General features: G+C 59.2%; 28 protein-coding genes. 6 read left to right on the top strand and 22 right to left on the bottom strand.

Annotation, left to right across the window (positions count from 1 at the left end; translation table 11 throughout):
* The first annotated feature begins 3 nt into the window (after window positions 1-3).
* The 3 genes from F2P67_RS13150 (at window position 4) to tsaA (ending at window position 2,255) form a co-directional block, all read left to right on the top strand.
* Window positions 4-474, top strand: coding sequence for a YehS family protein (locus tag F2P67_RS13150; RefSeq protein ID WP_166220896.1), 471 nt, complete (start codon window positions 4-6; stop codon window positions 472-474).
* 128 nt (window positions 475-602) lie between these two features.
* Window positions 603-1,373, top strand: coding sequence for an SDR family oxidoreductase (locus F2P67_RS13145; RefSeq protein WP_166220895.1), 771 nt, complete (start codon window positions 603-605; stop codon window positions 1,371-1,373).
* A 183-nt stretch (window positions 1,374-1,556) separates the two neighbouring features.
* Complete coding sequence (gene tsaA, locus F2P67_RS13140) at window positions 1,557-2,255, top strand: tRNA (N6-threonylcarbamoyladenosine(37)-N6)-methyltransferase TrmO (protein WP_178120927.1); 699 nt, start codon at window positions 1,557-1,559, stop codon at window positions 2,253-2,255.
* 69 nt (window positions 2,256-2,324) lie between these two features.
* Here tsaA and fpr read toward each other — a convergent pair whose 3' ends face one another.
* Entirely contained in the window at window positions 2,325-3,104 is a 780-nt protein-coding gene (fpr, locus tag F2P67_RS13135; RefSeq protein WP_007908723.1) for a ferredoxin-NADP reductase, read from the bottom strand.
* Between the two features lie 133 nt (window positions 3,105-3,237).
* Here fpr and F2P67_RS13130 point away from each other — a divergent pair, with 133 nt between their 5' ends.
* On the top strand, window positions 3,238-4,164 hold the full coding sequence (locus F2P67_RS13130) for a LysR family transcriptional regulator (RefSeq protein WP_166220893.1): 927 nt from the start codon (window positions 3,238-3,240) through the stop codon (window positions 4,162-4,164).
* On the opposite strand, the gene F2P67_RS13125 is transcribed toward F2P67_RS13130, so the two are convergent.
* The 3 genes from F2P67_RS13125 to F2P67_RS13115 form a co-directional block, all read right to left on the bottom strand.
* A complete protein-coding gene (locus F2P67_RS13125) occupies window positions 4,161-4,523 on the bottom strand; it encodes a diacylglycerol kinase (RefSeq protein ID WP_003222276.1) in 363 nt (120 codons plus the stop codon). The two genes, F2P67_RS13130 and F2P67_RS13125, sit on opposite strands and share 4 nt — an antisense overlap.
* Window positions 4,524-4,597: 74 nt before the next feature.
* Window positions 4,598-5,248: a response regulator transcription factor ErdR gene (gene erdR, locus F2P67_RS13120; protein WP_093436424.1), complete on the bottom strand. Its 651-nt coding sequence runs from the start codon at window positions 5,246-5,248 to the stop codon at window positions 4,598-4,600.
* A gap of 225 nt (window positions 5,249-5,473) precedes the next feature.
* Window positions 5,474-6,220 (bottom strand): tRNA-uridine aminocarboxypropyltransferase, encoded by a 747-nt coding sequence (locus F2P67_RS13115; protein WP_166220892.1) that lies wholly within the window; start codon window positions 6,218-6,220, stop codon window positions 5,474-5,476.
* 189 nt (window positions 6,221-6,409) lie between these two features.
* On the opposite strand from F2P67_RS13115, the gene F2P67_RS13110 reads away from it, so the two are divergent.
* On the top strand, window positions 6,410-6,835 hold the full coding sequence (locus F2P67_RS13110) for a PA3611 family quorum-sensing-regulated virulence factor (RefSeq protein WP_007908738.1): 426 nt from the start codon (window positions 6,410-6,412) through the stop codon (window positions 6,833-6,835).
* Here the strand turns inward: F2P67_RS13110 and F2P67_RS13105 are convergent, their stop codons facing one another.
* Window positions 6,836-7,030, bottom strand: coding sequence for a hypothetical protein (locus F2P67_RS13105; protein WP_166220891.1), 195 nt, complete (start codon window positions 7,028-7,030; stop codon window positions 6,836-6,838).
* A 353-nt stretch (window positions 7,031-7,383) separates the two neighbouring features.
* On the opposite strand from F2P67_RS13105, the gene F2P67_RS13100 reads away from it, so the two are divergent.
* Window positions 7,384-8,502, top strand: a complete 1,119-nt coding sequence (locus tag F2P67_RS13100; protein ID WP_166220890.1) for an LOG family protein — start codon at window positions 7,384-7,386, stop codon at window positions 8,500-8,502.
* Window positions 8,503-8,558: 56 nt separating this feature from the next.
* Here the strand turns inward: F2P67_RS13100 and recX are convergent, their stop codons facing one another.
* The 17 genes from recX to F2P67_RS13015 form a co-directional block, all read right to left on the bottom strand.
* Complete coding sequence (gene recX / locus F2P67_RS13095) at window positions 8,559-9,026, bottom strand: recombination regulator RecX (RefSeq protein ID WP_103302971.1); 468 nt, start codon at window positions 9,024-9,026, stop codon at window positions 8,559-8,561.
* Window positions 9,027-9,034: 8 nt separating this feature from the next.
* Window positions 9,035-10,093, bottom strand: a complete 1,059-nt coding sequence (gene recA / locus F2P67_RS13090; protein ID WP_166220889.1) for a recombinase RecA — start codon at window positions 10,091-10,093, stop codon at window positions 9,035-9,037.
* Between the two features lie 83 nt (window positions 10,094-10,176).
* Complete coding sequence (locus tag F2P67_RS13085; protein ID WP_166220888.1) at window positions 10,177-10,677, bottom strand: nicotinamide-nucleotide amidohydrolase family protein; 501 nt, start codon at window positions 10,675-10,677, stop codon at window positions 10,177-10,179.
* 68 nt (window positions 10,678-10,745) lie between these two features.
* Entirely contained in the window at window positions 10,746-11,264 is a 519-nt protein-coding gene (locus tag F2P67_RS13080; RefSeq protein WP_166220887.1) for a lysis system spanin subunit, read from the bottom strand.
* Complete coding sequence (locus tag F2P67_RS13075) at window positions 11,243-11,809, bottom strand: glycoside hydrolase family 19 protein (protein ID WP_166220886.1); 567 nt, start codon at window positions 11,807-11,809, stop codon at window positions 11,243-11,245. Before F2P67_RS13075 ends, F2P67_RS13080 begins: the two co-directional genes overlap by 22 nt.
* A gap of 107 nt (window positions 11,810-11,916) precedes the next feature.
* Window positions 11,917-12,363: a tail fiber assembly protein gene (locus tag F2P67_RS13070; RefSeq protein ID WP_166220885.1), complete on the bottom strand. Its 447-nt coding sequence runs from the start codon at window positions 12,361-12,363 to the stop codon at window positions 11,917-11,919.
* Window positions 12,364-13,257 (bottom strand): gp53-like domain-containing protein, encoded by an 894-nt coding sequence (locus tag F2P67_RS13065; protein WP_166220884.1) that lies wholly within the window; start codon window positions 13,255-13,257, stop codon window positions 12,364-12,366.
* Between the two features lie 209 nt (window positions 13,258-13,466).
* A complete protein-coding gene (locus F2P67_RS13060) occupies window positions 13,467-14,027 on the bottom strand; it encodes a tail fiber assembly protein (RefSeq protein ID WP_166220883.1) in 561 nt (186 codons plus the stop codon).
* 188 nt (window positions 14,028-14,215) lie between these two features.
* Window positions 14,216-14,782: a tail fiber assembly protein gene (locus F2P67_RS13055; protein WP_166220882.1), complete on the bottom strand. Its 567-nt coding sequence runs from the start codon at window positions 14,780-14,782 to the stop codon at window positions 14,216-14,218.
* 8 nt (window positions 14,783-14,790) lie between these two features.
* Complete coding sequence (locus tag F2P67_RS13050) at window positions 14,791-15,885, bottom strand: phage tail protein (RefSeq protein WP_166220881.1); 1,095 nt, start codon at window positions 15,883-15,885, stop codon at window positions 14,791-14,793.
* Window positions 15,886-16,028: 143 nt separating this feature from the next.
* Window positions 16,029-16,418 (bottom strand): tail fiber assembly protein, encoded by a 390-nt coding sequence (locus tag F2P67_RS13045; protein WP_166220880.1) that lies wholly within the window; start codon window positions 16,416-16,418, stop codon window positions 16,029-16,031.
* A gap of 2 nt (window positions 16,419-16,420) precedes the next feature.
* The gene (locus tag F2P67_RS27785; RefSeq protein WP_246226497.1) at window positions 16,421-17,356 is read right to left on the bottom strand and encodes a hypothetical protein; all 936 of its coding nucleotides are present in this window, start codon (window positions 17,354-17,356) and stop codon (window positions 16,421-16,423) included.
* A 14-nt stretch (window positions 17,357-17,370) separates the two neighbouring features.
* Complete coding sequence (locus tag F2P67_RS13035; protein ID WP_166220879.1) at window positions 17,371-17,970, bottom strand: YmfQ family protein; 600 nt, start codon at window positions 17,968-17,970, stop codon at window positions 17,371-17,373.
* A complete protein-coding gene (locus F2P67_RS13030; RefSeq protein WP_166220878.1) occupies window positions 17,958-19,004 on the bottom strand; it encodes a baseplate J/gp47 family protein in 1,047 nt (348 codons plus the stop codon). Before F2P67_RS13030 ends, F2P67_RS13035 begins: the two co-directional genes overlap by 13 nt.
* The gene (locus tag F2P67_RS13025) at window positions 18,994-19,392 is read right to left on the bottom strand and encodes a phage GP46 family protein (RefSeq protein ID WP_166220877.1); all 399 of its coding nucleotides are present in this window, start codon (window positions 19,390-19,392) and stop codon (window positions 18,994-18,996) included. Before F2P67_RS13025 ends, F2P67_RS13030 begins: the two co-directional genes overlap by 11 nt.
* The gene (locus F2P67_RS13020) at window positions 19,392-19,901 is read right to left on the bottom strand and encodes a phage baseplate assembly protein V (protein WP_166220876.1); all 510 of its coding nucleotides are present in this window, start codon (window positions 19,899-19,901) and stop codon (window positions 19,392-19,394) included. The genes F2P67_RS13025 and F2P67_RS13020 overlap by 1 nt, the downstream gene beginning before the upstream one ends.
* A 50-nt stretch (window positions 19,902-19,951) precedes the next feature.
* Complete coding sequence (locus tag F2P67_RS13015) at window positions 19,952-21,001, bottom strand: phage baseplate assembly protein (protein ID WP_166220875.1); 1,050 nt, start codon at window positions 20,999-21,001, stop codon at window positions 19,952-19,954.
* Between the last annotated feature and the right edge of the window lie 3 nt (window positions 21,002-21,004).

Here is a 21,004-nt window from a genome sequence, read left to right as displayed (position 1 = left end):
GACATGATTCACAACGACGTATTGCGCAGCGTGCGCTACATGCTCGACATCAGCGACAAGAAAGTCGTCGAGATCATCAAACTTGGCGGCATGGACGTCACGCTCGCCGACGTGATCACCTGGCTCGACAAGAAAGAAGAAGACGAAGAAGGTTTCGTCCGCTGCCCCGACGAAGTCATCGCGCACTTCCTCGACGGTCTGGTGATCTTCAAGCGTGGCAAGGACGAAAGCCGTCCGCCGCAGCCAATCGAAGTGCCGGTGACCAACAACATCATCCTGAAAAAGCTGCGCGTGGCCTTCGAATTGAAAGAAGACGACATGCACGCGATCCTCAAGGCTGCCGAGTTCCCGGTGTCCAAGCCTGAGCTGAGCGCGCTGTTCCGCAAGGTCGGCCACACCAACTATCGTCCGTGCGGCGACCAGTTACTGCGTAATTTCCTCAAGGGTCTGACCCTGCGCGTTCGCGTCGCCTGATCCCTTTTGCGGCGGCGACTGATGGTCGCCGCCGCAGCGCATGACCGCTCATTCCCTGCAAAAATAGTGGCTCCGCTTTTCGCGGCTGACGACTAGGGTGTACTGATCCCTAATCCTCAGGACTCGCCATGCTCCCGTATTTCTCCCTGCAAGGCCGCATCGCTCTGGTGACCGGCGGCACCCGTGGTATCGGCAAAATGATCGCCAAGGCCTATGTTGAGGCTGGTGCGCGTGTTTATGTGTGCTCGCGCGACGCGGAGGCCTGCCATCAGACGGCCGAAGAACTCAGTGTTCTGGGCATTTGCCACGGCGTGGCGGCGAATCTGGCGACCGAAGAAGGTGTACAGGAGCTGGCTGCGCGCTTGGGCGAGCAGATCACCCATCTGGACATTCTGGTGAACAACGCCGGCACCACGTGGGGTGCGCCGCTGGAGAGTTACCCGGTCAAGGGCTGGGAGAAAGTCATGCAGCTCAACGTGACCTCCGTGTTCACCTGCATCCAGCAGTTTCTGCCACTGCTGCGCAAGGCCGGCTCGGCGGCGAATCCGGCGCGGATTATCAACATCGGTTCGGTGGCAGGGATTTCGTCCTTTGGCGAACAGGCCTATGCCTATGGCCCGAGCAAAGCTGCCCTGCATCAGTTGTCGCGAATTCTCGCCCGGGAGCTGGTGAGCCAGCACATCAACGTCAACGTCATCGCACCCGGGCGCTTTCCGAGCAAGATGACTCAGCATATCGGCAATGATCAGCAAGCATTGGCCGAGGATACGGCGCTGATCCCAATGAAACGCTGGGGGCGCGAGGAAGAAATGGCGGCGCTGGCGATCAGTCTGGCCAGTACCGCCGGGGCGTATATGACCGGGAATATCATCCCGCTGGATGGAGGGTTCAGCCTCTGAAATCGGCGGTGCGGCCATCGCGAGCAGGCTCACTCCTACAGAGACGTCGGTGGACACAAAATCTGTGTTCGCTGAAATCACCTGTAGGAGTGAGCCTGCTCGCGATGGCGTCCGACCTGCCACCACCAGAATTGGGAGCTGACGGGTTATCATGCCCACCCCGCTCCGCTTCGAATGCACACCATGACTTACAGCGTCTCCCCTATCGGCTTCGTCCGCTCCTGCTTCAAGGAGAAGTTCGCCATCCCGCGCCAGCCGCAACTGGCCCCCGCCGCCCGCGGTGTGCTGGAACTGGTGGCGCCGTTCGATCAGGGAGACGCGGTGCAAGGTCTGGAACAGGTCAGTCATGTCTGGCTGCTGTTCCTGTTTCATCAGTCGCTGGAAGACAAGCCGCGACTGAAGGTCCGCCCTCCGCGCCTCGGCGGTAACAAGTCCATGGGCGTGTTCGCCACCCGCGCCACGCACCGGCCAAACGGCATCGGCCAGTCGGTGGTGAAGCTGGACAAGGTCGAGGCCAATCGCCTGTTTATCTCCGGCATCGACCTGCTGGACGGTACGCCGATTCTCGATATCAAACCTTACGTGCCTTACGCCGACATCATTCCAGAAGCCTCCAACAGCATCGCCAGCGCCGCGCCGCAACTGATTGTCGTGCAGTGGACGGACTCGGCGCTGCAACAAGCGCACACACATGCTCAGCGCCTTGACGAGCCGTTGGTCGAGTTGATCGAACAGTGCCTGGCGCAGGATCCGCGTCCGGCCTATCAGACGCCCGTGCCTGAACGCGAATATGGCGCTCAGTTCTGGGATCTGGATGTGCGCTGGCATTACCCGACGCCCGAGCAGATCCGCGTGCTGGAAGTGATTTCCGCCGCTGAGTAAATCCCGGAAACGAAAAAGCCCGCGTTGCCTTCTCAGGCAACGCGGGCTTTTCTATTGGCATCGTCGGAATTATTTCTCGACGAACGCACGCTCGATCAGGTAATCCCCCGGCTCGCGCATCCGCGCCGAGATCTTCAGGCCGAAGCTGTCGAGCACTTCGCTGGTCTCGTCGAGCATGCTCGGGCTGCCGCAGATCATCGCGCGGTCGTCCTGCGGGTTGATCGGTGGCAGGCCGATGTCGCTGAACAGCTTGCCGCTGCGCATCAGGTCGGTCAGACGACCCTGATTTTCGAACGGTTCGCGGGTCACGGTCGGGTAGTAGATCAGCTTGTCACGCAGCGCTTCGCCGAAGAACTCGTTCTGCGGCAGGTGCTCGGTGATGAATTCGCGGTAGGCGACTTCGTTGACGTAACGCACGCCGTGCACCAGGATCACTTTCTCGAAGCGCTCGTAGGTTTCCGGGTCTTGGATCACGCTCATGAACGGCGCCAGACCGGTGCCGGTGCTCAGCAGGTACAAGTGCTTGCCCGGGTTCAGGTCGTCGAGAACCAGCGTACCGGTAGGCTTCTTCGAGATGATGATTTCGTCGCCTTCCTTCAGGTGCTGCAGTTGCGAGGTCAGCGGACCGTCCTGCACCTTGATGCTGAAGAATTCCAGATGCTCTTCCCAGTTCGGGCTGGCGATCGAGTAAGCGCGCATAAGCGGGCGGCCGTTGGGCTGTTGCAGGCCGATCATCACGAACTGACCGTTCTCGAAGCGCAGGCCCGGATCGCGGGTGCACTTGAAGCTGAACAGAGTGTCGTTCCAGTGATGAACACTGAGGACACGCTCGTGGTTCATGTTGCTCATGTACGTTTGACTCCTGGATATTGGGTCTGCGCGGGCTTTTAAAGCTGACGGTGCGCAATTGCATCGCATTCTAATAGCGACGACAATATCTGTTAACTGGATTATTAAGATAAGGGTTATCGGTTATATCGATATGCGATTTACTCTCCGTCAACTGCAAGTCTTCGTCGCCGTCGCCCAGCAGGAAAGCGTATCCCGTGCTGCGGGTCTGCTCAACCTCTCGCAATCGGCGGCCAGCACCTCTATCACCGAGCTTGAGCGCCAGTGCAGTTGCCAGTTGTTCGACCGCGCCGGCAAACGGCTGAGCCTCAACGCCCTGGGCAAACAACTGTTGCCGCAGGCGGTCGCGCTGCTCGATCAGGCCAAGGAAATCGAAGACCTGCTCAACGGCAAATCCGGTTTCGGCTCGCTGTCGGTGGGCGCAACCCTGACTATCGGCAACTATCTGGCGACCCTGCTGATCGGCGGTTTCATGCAGCGCCACCCGGAAAGCCAGGTGAAGCTGCACGTACAGAACACTGCCAATATCGTGCAACAAGTCGCCCACTACGAAATTGATCTGGGTCTAATCGAAGGCGATTGCAGCCACCCGGACATCGAAGTGCAGAGCTGGGTCGAGGATGAACTGGTGGTGTTCTGCGCCCCACAGCACCCACTGGCCAAACGCGGCAGCGCGACCATGGAAGAGCTGACTCACGAAGCGTGGATTCTACGCGAACAAGGCTCCGGCACGCGCCTGACCTTCGATCAGGCCATGCGTCACCATCGCAGTGCGCTGAATATCCGTCTGGAGCTGGAGCACACCGAAGCGATCAAACGCGCGGTGGAATCGGGACTGGGGATTGGTTGCATCTCACGCCTTGCCCTGCGTGACGCGTTCCGTCGCGGCAGTCTGGTGCCGGTGGAAACACCGGATCTGGATCTGGCGCGACAGTTCTATTTCATCTGGCACAAGCAGAAATACCAGACCTCGGCCATGCGCGAGTTTCTCGATCTTTGCCGCGCTTTCACCGCCGGGGTGCAGCGCAGCGACGAGATCGTTCTGCCCAGCATCGCTTAAAGCAGAATCACCGCCCACACCAGCGCGATCATGCTCAGCGCGACGAATTGCGCGGCGCTGCCCATGTCTTTGGCGTTCTTTGACAATGGGTGCAATTCCAGCGAGATGCGGTCAATGGCCGCTTCCACTGCCGAGTTCAGCAACTCGACGATCAGCGCCAGCAAACATACGGCGATCAGCAGCGCCTGCTCGACCCGGCTGACATTCAGGAAGAACGTCAGCGGAATCAGCACCACGTTCAGCAGTACCAATTGACGGAACGCGGCTTCGCCGGTGAAGGCTGCGCGCAGGCCGTCCAGCGAATAACCGGAGGCGTTGAGGATACGTTTCAGGCCGGTCTGGCCCTTGAAAGGTGACATAAAGTAGAAACCAACCAAAAAGGAGTGGGAAAGCTAGATCAACAAAAGTCAAAAAAGCGTGAAGACGCCAGCCATTATTGGCTCGGAATTGACTCAAGTTGTTGCAGGAGCAGTGCAGCCTGGGTGCGGGTGCGCACATTCAGCTTGCGAAAGATCGCCGTGACGTGAGCTTTGATGGTCGCTTCCGACACGCTCAACTCGTAAGCAATCTGCTTGTTCAGCAGGCCTTCGCAGACCATGGTCAACACGCGGAACTGCTGCGGCGTCAGGCTGGCCAGGCCATCGCTGGCGGCTTTGGCTTCGTCGGAAACAGCGACCGCTTCAAACGCTTGCGGCGGCCAGAACACATCGCCATCGAGTACTTTTCGCACCGCTTCCTGAATCACGCTCAGGTCGCTGGACTTGGGAATGAAACCACTGGCGCCAAATTCACGAGACTTGACCATCACCGAAGCTTCTTCCTGCGCCGAAACCATTACCACGGGAATCTGCGGGTATTGCCCGCGCAACATCACCAGCCCGGAAAACCCGAAAGCGCCGGGCATGTTCAGATCCAGCAATACCAGATCCCAGTCAGCCTTTTCAGTCAGACGCGCTTCCAGTTCGGCGATGCTCGCCACTTCCACCAGGCGTACATCCGGACCGAGGCCCAGGGTCACGGCTTGATGCAGGGCACTGCGAAACAGTGGGTGATCATCGGCAATCAGGATGTCGTATGTGGCCATTTTTCAAATGATCCTGTTTTTTGATGGCAGTCCCGGTGTATTCGGGTCGCGCCAAAGCAACTCAAGATGCCGCTTCGAAGCGGTATCCACAGGGGCACGTTCAACGCCAATAACCAGCAAAACACGGCGTTTCAAACCTTGGCCGCACCTTAATCGGCGCCAAGCATGCCCAGCGAAGACGGGGTGGTCAAGCCGCACGGCCACCGCTGCGTACAGTATGGGCCACTATTGGGCCAACTCCGCTTGCGGCTTTCGTATATAGGGCTGCAACTCGGCGTGGGCCGGCGTGGATTCATTCACGTCCAGTTGTTGCTTGGCCCCGAGGTAATGCTGGCTGAACACATCGAAATAGGCGTCCAGCGCCGAAGCGGCATCACTGTCGCCCGCCAGCTCCAGGCACAATGCCGCGACTTCGGCGGTGCACAGATGCTCGCTGCGGGTCGAACGACGCAAGCGGTAGCGCGACAGTTTGTCGGGCAACAGGCTGAGAATCGGCAAACGGTCGAAGTACGGACTCTTGCGGAAAATTTTGCGTGCTTCGGTCCAGGTCGCATCGAGCAGAATAAACAGCGGGCGCTTGCTGCTATCGAGTTCGACAGTGTTGGTCACCCGCGACGGCTCGACGTATTCGCCGGGAAACACCAGATAAGGCTGCCATTGCGGGTCGTTGAGCAGCGCCAGCATCTGCGGGTCAGGCTCGGTGCGCGACCAGATGAACGCATGGTTGTCGCGCACCACGTCGGCGATCAGCCATCCGGTGTTGCTCGGCTTGAACACTTCCTTGCCGGTCATGATCAGGCACACGCCAGAGCGGGTTTCGACGCTCGGCCGCCAGGCGCAGAGGCAATGGCTGATGATCACGCGACAGTCGCGGCAACGCTCGGAGCGAAAGCCCCGGGCCTGAATCGGCTTGATGCCCTCATCCTCGCGCTGGTCGCGCAAGCGGGCTACGGCGTTGGGGGCGTGACTCATCGCGGGCTACGCCGAACAGCAGGAAAACTCGACACGAACAAAACTCGGCAGGGCAATAAAGGCAGGCAGTTTACCAGAGCGACGGGGACAAGCCTGTACCGTCCAGACCGGCTCCCCTATAATTCGCCGCCACTGAACGCACAGCCCCGTGGCTGGTCGAACCACCAGTCACCGAATCAGGAGAGTTTCATGCTGCGCCTTATCGTTCCCACCGCTGCCATTCTGCTGGCGTCGTCCTTCACCGCTCAGGCTGCATCCCTGAGTGAGCAGAATCTGAACCGAGAGCTGCGCAACGTCGCCGCCCAGAGCAGCGTCGGCACACCACGGGCGATCAACGAAGACATTCTTGATCAGGGCTACACCGTTGAAGGCACTCAATTGATCAACCACCTGAGTGTGCAAAAGAGCCACGCCGACAAAATGCGCGCCGATCCCAAAGCCGTGTATTTCCAGCTGGGCGCTTCGGTCTGCAACAACCCGTCGTACCGCAAGCTGATGGCCAAGGGGGCGATCATGCGTTACGACTTCACCGAAGTGAAAACCAACAAAGCGATCGGCTCGGCCAGCTACCAGGAATCGGATTGCCCGAAAGCGGCCCCGGCGAAGAAGAAGTAATCATCGCGAATTGGCGCGCCGCTGTTCATCCTCGGCGCGCAACTCGGCCAACAAGGCCTGAAGATAATGCGAGCGGCGCTCTCCTCCCGCCAGACGCCGACAACACTCCTCCTCGAGACTGACATGATGGGTCTCGGCTGATGCCTTCAATATTCGATACAGCTGCGTATCGATCTCCAGAACCACTCTGGTCATGTGTCCCGCCTCCTTGCCACCCGCAAATCCTTGAATAGCGTGCACCTTGCGTACGTTTTTTGACGCAAAGCTGTCGTACGGCGCCTGTAAGTTAGTTAATCAGAGGGAATGCTTGCCGGTGCACGTTCGGACGAGCGGCGCGGCGTTTGGCTCAAATCGATAAGCGGTTGCCAGTCAGGACGTCGCGGCGCAATGATCAAGTCAGCGCAAATGCGCGCAAGGGTCTAAATTCAGAGTATTCCCGATCACCTGTCACCGGCAGCCAAGGAACTGCCGTTCGTGTGTGTGTTATTGCAGCGCGGCACTGACGCCGCTCGTCAGGGCCACCCGCTCTGTGCAGAAGGAGACGTTGAATGCCTTACCAACCGAATGACCTCTTGAGCCGTCATTTTCAGGAAAGCGGTCCCGACCTCATCAGCAAGGTTGAAGAACAACTCAACCGTGTTTCCCCCAACAGCCCGAATATTCCGATCTACCGCGACATGATCCTGACCGTGCTGCGCATGGCTCAGGAAGACCATAACCGCTGGAACGCCAAGATCACCCTGCAGGCCCTGCGCGAACTGGAGCAGGCCTTTCGGGTACTGGAACAGTTCAAGGGGCGACGCAAAGTCACCGTGTTCGGCTCGGCGCGAACGCCGGTGGAACATCCGTTGTATGCCATGGCCCGGGAACTCGGCGCTGCACTGGCGCGCTCGGATATGATGGTCATCACCGGTGCTGGTGGCGGCATCATGGCTGCCGCCCATGAAGGTGCCGGGCGTGATCACAGCCTTGGATTCAACATCACCCTGCCCTTCGAGCAGCACGCCAACCCGACCGTGGATGGCACCGCCAATCTGCTGCCCTTCCACTTTTTCTTTACCCGCAAGCTGTTTTTCGTCAAGGAAGCCGATGCCCTGGTGCTGTGCCCGGGTGGCTTTGGCACGCTGGATGAAGCGCTGGAGGTGCTGACGCTGATCCAGACCGGCAAAAGTCCACTGGTGCCGGTGGTGTTGCTGGACACACCAGGTGGCACCTTTTGGCAAGGCGCGATGGATTTCATTCGCCAACAACTGCAGGAAAACCACTACATCCTGCCGACTGACATGCAGTTGATGCGGCTGGTCTACACCGTCGAGGAGGCGGTGGAGCAGATCAACCAGTTCTACAGCAACTTCCACTCCAGTCGCTGGCTCAAGGGGCAATTCGTGATCCGTATGAATCACAAGCTCAGCGATCTGGCGCTGGAGCAGATGCAGGAGGCCTTTGCCGATTTATGCCTGAGCGACCACTTTCATCAACACGCCTACAGCGGCGAAGAGCACGATGACGCGAAGTTCAGCCATCTGGCGCGTTTGGCTTTTGCCTTCAACGCCCGTAATCATGGGCGCTTGAGGGAGCTGGTCGATTACATCAACGTGCCGGAAAACTGGGCTCATTACAAACCGCAAACCGCGCAACGCAACCGGGAACCGTCGAAGGTAATCTGAAGGCAAAAAAAAACGGCCCGCTATTTTCATAGCGGGCCGTTTTTTATTGAATCGTCTTAATCGTCCATGCCTCTGCCGCTGAACAAGCGGTTGATCATCTCCATCGAGAACCCCCGATACGCCAGGAATCGACCTTGTTTGGCCCGCTCCTTTGCATCGATGGGCAAATGCCCGGAGAACTTCCGCTGCCACGTTTCCTGAAGTTGCTCCTGCCAACTGATACCGCTTTCGCGCAGGGCGAGCTCGATATCCGCGCGTTGCAAACCGCGCTGGCTCAGTTCCTCGCGAATCCGCAGAGGACCATAACCAGATCGGGCACGGTAGGAAACAAAGCTTTCAAGGTAACGGGCTTCGGAAAGCAGACCCTCTTCCGTCAAACGGTCGAGGGCTGTTTCGATCATTTCCGCCTCAGCGCCGCGCTGACGCAATTTACGCGTCAGCTCGACTCGGCCATGCTCGCGACGTGCGAGCAGGTCCATGGCGGTTCGTCGCACCGCGACGAGGGTATCAAGTACAAGTGTCATTCAGAGACTCAAACGTCGATGTCGGCCTCAGCCATATCGTCGATTTTGTCCTTGGCCAGCGAAGCCTTGACGTCTGCCGCTGGTGCCAGCAGCTTGTCACGCAGTTGCTTCTCGAGCTTGGCGGCGATTTCCGGGTTGTCTGCCAGGAACTTGGCCGAGTTGGCTTTGCCCTGACCGATCTTGGTGCCTTCGTAGGCGTACCAGGCGCCGGACTTCTCGACGAAGCCGTGCAGCACGCCCAGGTCGATCATCTCGCCATTCAGGTAGATGCCCTTGCCGTAAAGAATCTGGAACTCGGCCTGACGGAACGGCGAAGCCACCTTGTTCTTCACAACCTTGACGCGGGTTTCGCTGCCGACCACTTCGTCGCCTTCCTTCACCGCGCCAGTACGGCGGATGTCGAGACGGACCGAAGCGTAGAACTTCAGCGCGTTACCACCGGTGGTAGTTTCCGGGCTACCGAACATCACGCCGATCTTCATGCGGATCTGGTTGATGAAGATCACCAGGCAGTTGGCGTTCTTGATATTACCGGTGATTTTACGCAGCGCCTGGGACATCAGACGGGCTTGCAGGCCCACGTGCATGTCACCCATTTCGCCTTCGATTTCAGCCTTCGGCACCAGTGCAGCCACGGAGTCGACGATGATCACGTCAACGGCGTTGGAGCGCACCAGCATGTCGGTGATTTCCAGAGCCTGTTCGCCGGTGTCCGGCTGGGACACCAGCAGGTCGTCGACGTTGACGCCCAGTTTGCCGGCGTACTCAGGGTCGAGGGCGTGTTCGGCGTCGACGAATGCGCAGGTCGCGCCGGCTTTTTGAGCCTGGGCGATCACGGACAAGGTCAGTGTGGTTTTACCGGAAGATTCAGGACCGTAGATTTCAACGATACGGCCTTTTGGCAGGCCGCCAATGCCGAGCGCGATGTCCAGACCCAGAGAGCCAGTGGAGATGGATGGGATCGCCTGACGGTCCTGATCGCCCATACGCATTACGGCACCCTTGCCGAATTGACGTTCGATCTGACCCAGGGCCGCAGCCAAGGCTTTCTTCTTGTTGTCGTCCATTAAAGTCCTCACGTAATCAATAAGGCCTGACGGCCAACACCTGTATAAGTAGCCAGTATTATTCCACAGCGTTCGCGGATCGCCTACCCCTGATTTTCGATTTCTCGTGCCGCCAGTCGCAGCAGCCCCTCTAGCGCGGCCTTCACCGTTTGTCGGCGGACTTCGTCGCGGTTGCCGGCGAAGTGTTGAACCTCGCTGGAAACCGCATCGCCCACGCCCCAGGCCAGCCACACCGTGCCCACCGGTTTGTTCGGCGTGCCGCCGTCGGGGCCGGCGACACCACTGACCGCCACGGCGAACCGCGCCAGGCTGTTTTTCTGCGCACCGACCACCATCGCCTCGACGACTTCACGGCTGACGGCACCCACGGTGCCGAACAGTTCTGCCGGGACATTCAGTTGCTGGGTTTTCTGCCGATTGGAGTAGGTCACGTAACCGGCTTCGAACCACGCCGAACTGCCGGGAATGCGCGTGATCGCTTCGGCGATCCCGCCTCCGGTACAGGATTCGGCCGTGGTGACGTGGGCATTGAGCACCTGCAGACGTCGGCCCAGCTCGGCAGCCAGTTGAGTGATCTCTTTCACGGTACGCTCCGGATCAGATGGAATGCGTACCACCGTACACGAGCCGGTTGCGCTTTCAATACACAGACTCATTCAAAATGTTCGGGCGCCAGCGCTCTGACATAGGCCTGACAGGCCTGCAAGGCGATCAGTCCCCGGTCCCCGCTGTCGGTGATGGCAACAATTCGTTGAGCATGCGCCGAGTCAAGTCGGGCGCGTACGGTTGCATGATCCACGCCGCCGGTGCCGGCGGCGGCTGGCAGCGCACAGCCGGCGGCAACGTCGCCGGCGTCGAGGAGGACTGACAGGCGCACATCAGCAGTGGCAAGGCGATCGCGCAAGCGATCCTGATCACGTTGGGCATCGCTCATCGCTCGAAAGTGTGTGTATTCACTGGTCGCGAGCCGCTGCTCCAGCGCCAGACGTTTGTCCTGCTCGGCCTGTTGCGCGGTGGCGGCCGTCAAAGTCAGTTGATTGAGGGTTTCGGCGTTTAAGCGAGACTGCTCGGCCAATTGCTCGCCGTAACGCCAATCCTGAAACTGCCAGGCCACGGCAAAAACACCGAAACCCAGCAACAAGACGCCAATCATTCGCCAGGGGATTGGCATAACACCGCCCTCGCCCGCGCCCAGATTTCCAGCCGATCCTGCAATCCGTTCAACCCACCGTTGATGCGACGGGTAATCGTGTTGAACTGGTCGCGGTCGGCCAGTTCATTCAAGCCGTTCTGCTCCCAGAACCATGCGGCCGATTCAGCCGCCCATTGCGGTTGCTCGAGCAGTTCGGGCAGGGCCAGCAAACGTTCATCGCCAAACAACCCAAGACTGCATTGACGGTAATTGCTGCGACCGGTGATTTGAATCAGCCCACGCCCCCGGTACTTCTGGCCGTCGCCATCGGCTTCAGGTGTATTGCCCAAACGCAGAGCCAGCGTACCGGTGTCGTATTTGCTTAGATATTGGTTGTTGCCCAATTCACGCACATACTGCAATTGCCCTGACTCGTGGCCGATCTGCGCAAGAAACGCAGCAATGCGTTTTGGCGAATCGATGCGCCGGCGCGCCATCGCAGTGTTGAGCGCAGAAACAAAAACGCCCGCTTGGGAGCGGGCGTTGGGCATGATGGTTGAAAGGTTGTTTTCAGTTATTTGCATAATGCTTGATCCTCCCTGGATATCCCCGGATTGAACCATGACTTGCCGCCTCTGCCTGCCAGGCATTTCTTTCCGGAGTTTTCCGCCGACAACGTTCTCATCTTGATTCAAAGCGCCACTGCCAGCCAGCGCGGTGCCGCCGGTCGATGTTCGCTGAACGGAAAGAAAGAACCCTGCGGCCAATCACGTAACTCGCGCCGATAAGTTTGCAATTCAGCGTATTGCGCGGTGGTGAGTGTCGTACCGCCGCCGTCTTCGAGTTCATCACGGTCGCGCGCGACCAGACCATCGGTGGCGGCCAGTTGTGCGGTGCGCCAATTGCGCTCGATATCTGCCGCTTGTTCTGCCGAAGGAGGCGGCGGATCAATCAGGATCGGATAACCGGTTTCCACATGCACACCAATTACTTTCGCGGTGACTGCCAATTGCTGGAGCAACGAAATCCAATAGGCCTGAGGAATTTCGATGACGTCGTCCGGAATGTCCGATGAGTTGATACCCGGTATGTACGCCCCTCGGGTACTCGCACTGAAGAAAACGTTGAAGGTATTCATTTAATAGCCCTTGGCGAAGTAAAACACGGTCCAACCTGCCGCGACCCTGTTCATCGAGTCACGCACTTTCAAGCGAACACCTTGTTTGGTAGCGGTGCCTCCAACAACAATCACCATGGCGCCATCACCGCCGACATGGTTGGCGACGCACGAGAAAAAAGCATTCGGGAAGGAGATCGGGAAATTCACCCACATTTCACCGTTGACATCTGTAGTCCCGAATCCCCACTGATCAATGTTTCCACTGGCGTGTTTCTGGTATCCGGGATTACCGGCCAAACCGGAAAACAGCGCGGCATATTTCAAACTGGCCGTCCCGTGAACAGTCCAGACCCCACTTTCTTTAACAAGGGTGGCGCTCTCTCCACCGTTCATCACAATCGAATTCAACAAAACGCCTTGCGGGCTTATTCGTGGATTGCCGGGGTGCGCAATCGTGACGGGGGCATTGCTACGGCAGTGAAAGCCCAATGTTGCGCCATTGGGAACCGTGGTGACATCTGGCAACGTCACGGTGTAAGACGAGTCGCCTCCCAGACCTATCGAACAGCCCACATCGGCTATCGTCAGTTGCGTGGCGCCAGCGATGCCTCGCGAACCTGCATAGCTACCCAGCGCTCGTTGTACGAACTCGCAAGTAGCTGCCGAACGGCTGACATCGAATGGCGCAGCAGTCTTGAACAACTGGGTGCTTCGAAGTGCGCCAAGCAATTGAGTGTTGGACGCTTCACTTGGCGTCAGTCCGCCCGCTCGTACAACACCCAGAATTTCCTCAGTAACGCCGTTGCCCCAACTCGCCGGAATCAATGATCCCGGTTTGCCCGTCAGTGGGTCTTCATCAACAAACTTGCCGTTCACCAAACCCGCACTGGGAACGCTATTTGGATAGTCCAAGACTCTTATCCTTATCTGAAAACATGAACAAAGGGCGGTATCAACGACCCGGTGCTCCGAGCACCGTTTTTTTTGCGACAAAGCTACCGTTGACCAGGTCTGCACCTGGAATGCCTTTGGGATAGTCCACGTCAAAATTACGCTTTTTACAGGCAGCCGAATGCCGACAGCACAAGGCCACCTGCAAGGTTTTCGATGGGTTTGTTCAGTTATGCAGCGGGGGTGACAACCACTTTGGCAGGTGCAACGGGCCAGTCGATTGTCGATGGGTAACCCGATTGCAGTTCAACCAGGCTCAACTTCACTGCATAGCGCTTCCACGCCTCCAGATAAGTCACTTGATAGAGGCTCGCTTCGTTCAGATCAACGGCATATTGCAAAGGCGCCACACGAATGACGACCTCACGCAGTCGATTGTCGCGGTTGATTTCAACCTGCGCGATCAAGCCTGCTCGCTCAGCTTCTGTGTCCAGTACCCAGTCATCATTTCTCCAGACATAGTAAATGCCCGGACGCGGTTTTTCCGTCAGATGGTCAGGCAGTGGCCCCACTTGAAACAGCATTTCGGAAGCACCATCACTTTTGCGATACAGAGGTTTGCTTCGCAAGTCGATCACCTGGACCGGTACCCCGTCACGCAACGACCATGCATGGCCCGGTTCGGCGGGCGGCAGCTTTTCGGCCAGCGCAATATCACTGTCCTCGTGCGTAGTGTTCTCCGGCACATAGATCAGTTCCAGCGAGTATTGTTGAAAAGCGTAATAAAACATAAGCACCTCATTGAGAGTTTAATTCGACCCGATAAGCAGGAGTTTTTGGGTTGGGTCAGTTCCCGGGGGTATCGCCGAGCGTTTTGAAAACGCAACGGACGAAAAAACGTCAGAGCACCGGGGTGTCTGAATCACCTTGATTTGCGGCAAGCCATTTCACGGTTCACTGCACAGAGGCTGAGTGGTGATCAGCCTTCTGCGTGCGCTACTGGCACCCGCGGCCATTTGATCAACTGCGGGAAACCAGGCTGTTTGTCGACACGATTCAGCTCTACGCTGTAGAGCTTCCACTCCATCAACAGCAACTGCTCGTCATGACTGGCATCGCCGATGTCTTCGGCGTATTGCAGGGGAGCGATGCGCAGGACGGCGTCGCGTAGCAGTGCGTCGCGCTGGGAGAGACATTGTTGTCGGACGCTCGACAAGCGAGCCTGCTCATCCAGCACCCAAGCGTTGTCGCGCCAGATATGGAACTCACCTGGCCAGGGTTGAGCAGTAAAGGTGTCGGGCAATTCCCCTAGCTCCGTCCAGAGCTGTTGGGCACCGCCGTCCTTGCGGTAAACCACTCCCCGTTGGTCAATCACTTCACGGGGAACACCTTTGATCAGCGCCCAACTGCGTCCTGCTTCCGGCTCTGGTAACTCATACGCCAGTTCAATGGCATTGCCCGGGAGCTGGACGCCAATGCCGGGCGTGACAATGAACTCGACGGGCCCCGACAGAGCGCCCGCGCCATCAAATAGATAATTGAACATAAAGTGCCTCAGATGAGTTTGATGCGGCCGGGATAGGCGATGTTGCGAGGTCGGGATTTAAAGGCGTAGAGCAAAGTGGCTGCAGGATCCATCTGATAGCTGGTACCTGCTGGATAGATCGGGCCGCCATTGCTGAGTCCCGAAATGTACTGCGGCTCCTCTCGAGTATCGGCCCCTACAGCGGTCAGGCTGTCCGTCCAGCGGGATCCGACGGCGCCACCACCATTCGCCCCCATTGCATACGAATGGGTGGATCCGGGCTGGAAGGTTCCCATGACGCGCCCGGCGTCCACGCCGCGACCTTCGTCCAGAACCCGTAGAAATTCCCCTCGTCCTTCAGGGCCACGAAACGTCGTCGCACCGTCACCTGTGGTCCACTTCCCCTCGGTGCCCACGCGTAAGGCTTCTGCTCCCAGCATTCCCGATTGTTGGGCGTGATCCCACAGCCACGGCCATTCAGCACGCTTCATGACGGTGCCATTGAGCGCACCGTATCCACCGGGGCTGAGCATCAGGGTCGTTTCGAAAAACGGCCGTCCCAACGGGGTATTGTCGAAGCGACCGACCGGCCACCAACTCCCCGCCCCATCACTGCGCAAGTGCCACCAGTCACCGCCACCCATCAAAACGAAGAACGGATAACCGCTGGCCGACAGATGCGTATGAAAGCGGATGCGATCAGTACCGGACGCCTGAATGACCATGCGATTGCCGCTGTTGTCCACCCGACGCACAATCACGTCGCGCACACCGAGTGCGACGTTGGCCGGTGGCAGCAACAAGGTCACGGGCCCCGGGCTGCCATCGACCAGCACAAGACCAAGTTCTGCCTCGGTGAGCGTCCTGGACGCAGCCAGCCGAGTGACGATCGAACGCATAGGACTCGCGTTCGCGATGATCGACTGAATCGCCTTGTACAACTGGCCGGTATCGGCTTCCGAAGCCACCAGTCCACCGCCAGTAATTACACTCAGAATCTCTTGAGTAACGCTGTTGCCCCACACCGCCGGAATCAACGATCCCGGCGTGCCTGCCACCGGATTTTCATCGACGAAGCGGCCATCGACCAGGCCGACGCTGGGGACGCTTTTTGGATAATCCATAAGTTGTTCGTACCTTTGAAATGACAAATTACCGGCGTCGACACAACGTTTTCTGTGTGTCTGTTCACGGTCTGTTTTCTGAAAATAAAAAGCCCACAGTGAAGTGGGCTTGAGTGACGCGCGAGGAAGTTATAAAGCAGCTATCAGGACATCTTCGCTAACCACTTGGGTGGTTGCGGGCGCGATTCGGGCTCGACAGTGTCTCTGGCGCCAGGCCAATCGCGCAGAGCCTGACGATAGGCCAGCAACTTTGCGAACTGCTTGGTACTCAGGCTTGTCGGTACTCCGGCATCCAATTCGTCGCGATGGCGGGTCACCAGCCAATCAGACTCTACAAGAACAGCGGCGCGCCATTGACGCTCCGCTGTGGCTGCGGCGTCCTGCGAAAGGGTAATTGCGGCGGGCGCACTGAAGGTGTCTCCCTTATAGATCCAGCCAGTCAAGACCGTCTTGCCTGCTGGAATCGCGACGCCGCAATCGACGTCTCCAGTTACAAGAGCTGTCACCAAGCCGTTTTCGATAATGGCTTTCATCGTCAAACCTCCCACCGTACGCGCGCGTTGATAACACCTGCCGTACTAAGATTCTGCGCCCAAGCATTAATGATCACGCGCCCCATGTAACGGTCCGTAAATCCACCTTCCGGCACTATCTGCGCGCCCGACAGGCCTACTCCGATTTCCTCACTGACCACGCCGTAATCGGTTTTGACATTGCCGTCATAATCGTAGATCCCTGCGATATACGCGCGTGGTTTGCGCGCCCAGTTCAACGTCACCGAATAATTGCCGTTGGCAGCCGACCAGACCCCGACGGCTTCAAGTCGCGCCTTGTTCGCCAGCAGCGTCAGCTTGGGCAGTGTCCCTGCGCCGGCAGTCACCACTTTGGCGACCAGCATGTCGATACAGGTGGAGTCGAACCCGCCACCGCTGCCCCCTGTTCCGCCCTTCATTGCTGCTGGGATCGCATCGGTATCGGCACCTTTTTGCGTGTAAAAAACCAATGCCCCGTCACGCACCTGTAATCGCAGAAAATAGGTGCTGTTGATGTCAAGGGTAGGCGATGCCCACGCTGTCGTACTTAACCCACGCGGACGAGCTGTCAGGCCAACGGTCACTTCCTCGCAGAGACTGATGAGAACCCCACCCGGCACCGACACGATTCCACCCGCCAGGCCGCTGGCAGCAGTCACGGCAACGCGCCCATCTACCGTGGCCACCGTCGGAAATGCCAATGCAGCAAAGGGCAAGGCATCCTGCGATAACACACTCTTGAGTGCCCTGAGCAGTTGATTCGACTCACTCTCGGAAGGCACCATTCCCGCCGCACGAATCACAGTCAGCAGCTCCTCGGTGACTGCATTGCCCCAAGTCGCCGGAATCAGAGATCCCGGCGTGCCGGTCAACGGATTTTCATCAACAAACTTCCCATTCACCAACCCGGAACTGGGCACACTTTTCGGATAATCCATCCCGTCATTCCTCCCTAGTCATAATTGATATGCACCTTGGTATGCGCCGGTGCACTGCGGTGAATCAAACACTCCAGTGCCGAACCCGGATTGACGCCAAAGCGCTCGCCCCAATAGCTCGCGCCGAAGCGCCGGCCGAGAAGCAAGCGGCCGCCGGTGTTGAGCGTCCACATTAATTGCGCTTCCCAGGTGCCGAAATGCGCCGCGCCGAAACGTGCGCGGCCCATGCGTGGGGCTTCGAGTTCGGTGATGGTGGCGTTGGGGTAGCCCTGGCTTTTGGCGATTTCGAGGTAGTAGCCGACCGCCTGACTGCCGACCGCGAGCAAGCGCCGGCGTACGGCGAGGCGGCGGTCGTCGAACAACGGAGTGGCGCCCAGGCACGGGTCAGGCAGATCCATCACCCGCTCCCAGTCCGGCACCAGTTCGCTGACGCCGGCCGGGTCCATTTCGTTGAGCAGATCGGCGGCGCGGGCATCGAGGCGTGCCAGTTCGAGGGCGACGCCTTGCAGGACTTCTTCGAGTTCCGGGACTAGCTCCGGATCCCACGCCGGGCCGCTGGGCAGCAACGCACGCAATTGCGCCTGGTATTGCGCGGCGGTTCTTATGCCCCCCATACGCAACCTCCGAACGTCAGCAGTTCGCTCTTGCCGGCAGGCACGTCAGACGCCGGTGCGGTGAGCGTGTGATCGTATTCGCCGCCGGCACTGCTGATGGCTTCGCGGATATGGCTGATCAGCAGCGGCGTGCCGAGATCGGCCTCGCGGTTGTGCAGATCGCGCAATTGCGCTTCGACCGCCGCACGTACGGCGGTGGTGTCGGGATTGACGCTTTTGAAGCGATAGACCACCGGCACCTGAATCGGTCGCTGCACATGCACTTCGGCGGTCACCGGGCGCAGTGGTTCGATGTAGTCCTGCACCTCGGCCAGTTGCTCATCGTTCGGCACCGGTTGCGGATCGTCGTCGCGCATGATGAACACCGTCACCGTGCCCGGCCCGAGCAAGCCGCCACGGCACCAGGCGCGCGTCACACCCGGCACTTCCAGCGCCCAGGTTTCGTAGTCGCTGGCGGAGCCGCCGTGGGGGATCACGCGGTAGGAGCGGATGACCCGCGAGCGCAGCGACTCCAGACTTTCACGGGCCACGCCGCCGCTGAGGCCCGGCGCCAGCACCACGAAACTGTTGCCGACAATCCCGGCAACCGGCTGCACCGGTGTCAACGCCAGACCGGCGTCGGCATTGCCCACGCTGCCCGCTTCCAGCGCAGCAATGCTGGTGCTGTTCGTACCGTTGGCGGCGGTGCGTGACGCGGTGACTTTGTAGGTGCGTCCATCGCTCGACTGCAACAGCGTATCGACGTCCAGCACCGCACCGGCAGTCGCGGTAAAACTCACGCTGCCGGTGGCCACTTGCGCCGGTTTGCGCGGCTGGTTCAGGCGCAGCGCGGCGATGCGTTCCAGGGTCGATTCGTCGGCCTTGTCGGGCAGAATCTGCTCGGCGATCCAGTCGAGGTAGCCGTACAGACCATAAGCAGCGCCGCCCAAGGTGCGGGCCAGTACTTGCGCATCGGACTGGCGCAGCGAATCGCCGGCCAGGTCGCTTTGGGTGCGCTTGATCAGCACCGGCAGCGAAGGGGTTTCAAACGGCATAGATCACCTGCCAACTGTTATCAGGGTTGATGTCCAGACGTTCGCCGTCGGCCAGGGTCAGGACCGTGCGCAGGTTCAGGCGCTGAGCGTCGAGGCGTTCGCTGATGATGTCGATGGCGCGGCAGTGGCCGTCGTCGATCAGCCATTGCAAGGCTTCACGGGCATAGAATTCGGCGTCCATCTGGGTCTGACGGGTTAGCTTGACCCGGCGCAGCAGCCACAACCGCGAACCGATCCGGTCGTCGGCGACGGTGGGAAAGGTGTCACCCCACCAGCCGAAACGCTCCTCGTCGTCGAGGGCATCGTCATCGGCAGCGCGGCGCCAGGTGAACAGGCTGATGAGTACGGAGCGGGTCATTGCGGCGTGGAGGTTCTGACTGATAAACATCACTTGCCTCCTGCCGGCGCACCGGTCTGGCCGCTGCCGGCCTGCACGCCGACGTGCACGTGTTTAATCTGGCTGATGCCGCCAGCGAGCTGGTCGCCAGTGGAGACGATCTTGCCGGTCTGATTGATCACCGGCGTGTCGAAGTTCACCGCGCTGCTGGCGCGAATGTTCAGCGTGGCGGTTTCGATGTCGATGATCCGTCCGCGCTTGAAGTGAATCCGGTCGCCTTCGTCGGTGTAGATCGCCACTTCACCGGCCGCCAGCGATTGCAGGCGATAACGGCGGTCGGCGACCACCAGCGCGATGGCGTGGGAGCGGTCGCCGCCGAGAAAGGTGACGATGCCCTCGGCGCCCGCCAGCGGGTTACTGGTAAAACCGTAGGGTTCGAAGTGCTCGAGGTCATCGTTGACCTCGCCGGCGGTGAGGCGCATTTGCAGCGATTGCAGCCTGGAAGCCGAGTTGGCGAGCACGACAGTGCCGCGCGCCAGCAGGCGTGTCAGTAGGCTCATGAATTGTCCTCAGGGAGCAGACCCGACACCGAACACATGTGGGTTGGGTGTCAGGCCTGGGGTTTCTTCGGTGGAGTGGGATCGGGATCGAAGGTCTGTGGCGGCGCCACTTGCAGGGTGGTCACCGAACCTTGTGCCGACAGTGAATACGTCACTTTGGAAATCAGCATGTCGCCATCAAACCCGAGTACCGGATCCGTGACCTTGACCAGCGTGTTGTGGCGCCACAGGTCGCCATTGGACTGACGCCAGCCCTGCACCTGATAAGTAGTGGTTTGCGCACGGCCCATGCGGGTCGCGCTTTCCCACTGCGCACGCTGCTGGGCCAACTCGAAGGTCAGCGCGGTGCCCTCGTTGATGATCGTGGTACGCCGACGTTTGAAAGACAGATCGGCAGCCGTTGATTCAACTTCGCTGACCGCCGCCCCGCTCTTTTTGTCCGAGCCTTTTTGCTGGCCGATCACCCGGTATTCGGAGAACACCTGGCTGTAATCCATCGCCGCGCTGGCCGACAGCACATTCTTGCCCAGCTCCAGTGCATCACTAGCCCGCCCGCCGCTGCCGGGTTTGGCCAGCACCAGCCGGCCTTGTTCGTCATCGGTGGAAAACACGCGGAACAGCGAGAGCAACCGGTCGATCGACTGGAAAACGGTTTCACCCGGCACGATGGTGTGTTTGGCCAGTCGCGCGGTCTCGGGAATTTCGTTGACGACCTGCAACGAATACTCCATCGCCAATCCCTGAACGATGCGCAGCAGCGGCTGTTCCTGCCACTGATTCGGCCGGTTGGTGGCCGCGCAATCGACCAGATCCTGGGTCTTGGAACTGCCTTCGATACTCAGGCTGATCTGCCGGCCGTCGTAACGGATCGGCGCCTTGAACACGTAGCCGGTGAGCACCAGATCGTTGCCGATCTTCACTTCGCACGGGTCGCCGGGTTTGATTCGCTGGTCGACCGTCTGCCCCGGCCATTGCCAGGTGATGTCGAGTTTGAAGGTACGAAACTGACGCTCCAGATCCGCGCTGATTTCCACGTTTTTCCAGCCGCCGTATTCCATGTTGTTAACCGTCAGCGTGACGCGGTTATCCATCTCGCTCATGGT

Origin of the sequence: Pseudomonas atagonensis, from assembly GCF_011369485.1 — a bacterium.
Lineage (GTDB): Bacteria > Pseudomonadota > Gammaproteobacteria > Pseudomonadales > Pseudomonadaceae > Aquipseudomonas > Aquipseudomonas atagonensis.
This window is presented reverse-complemented; position numbering and strand designations above follow the sequence as displayed.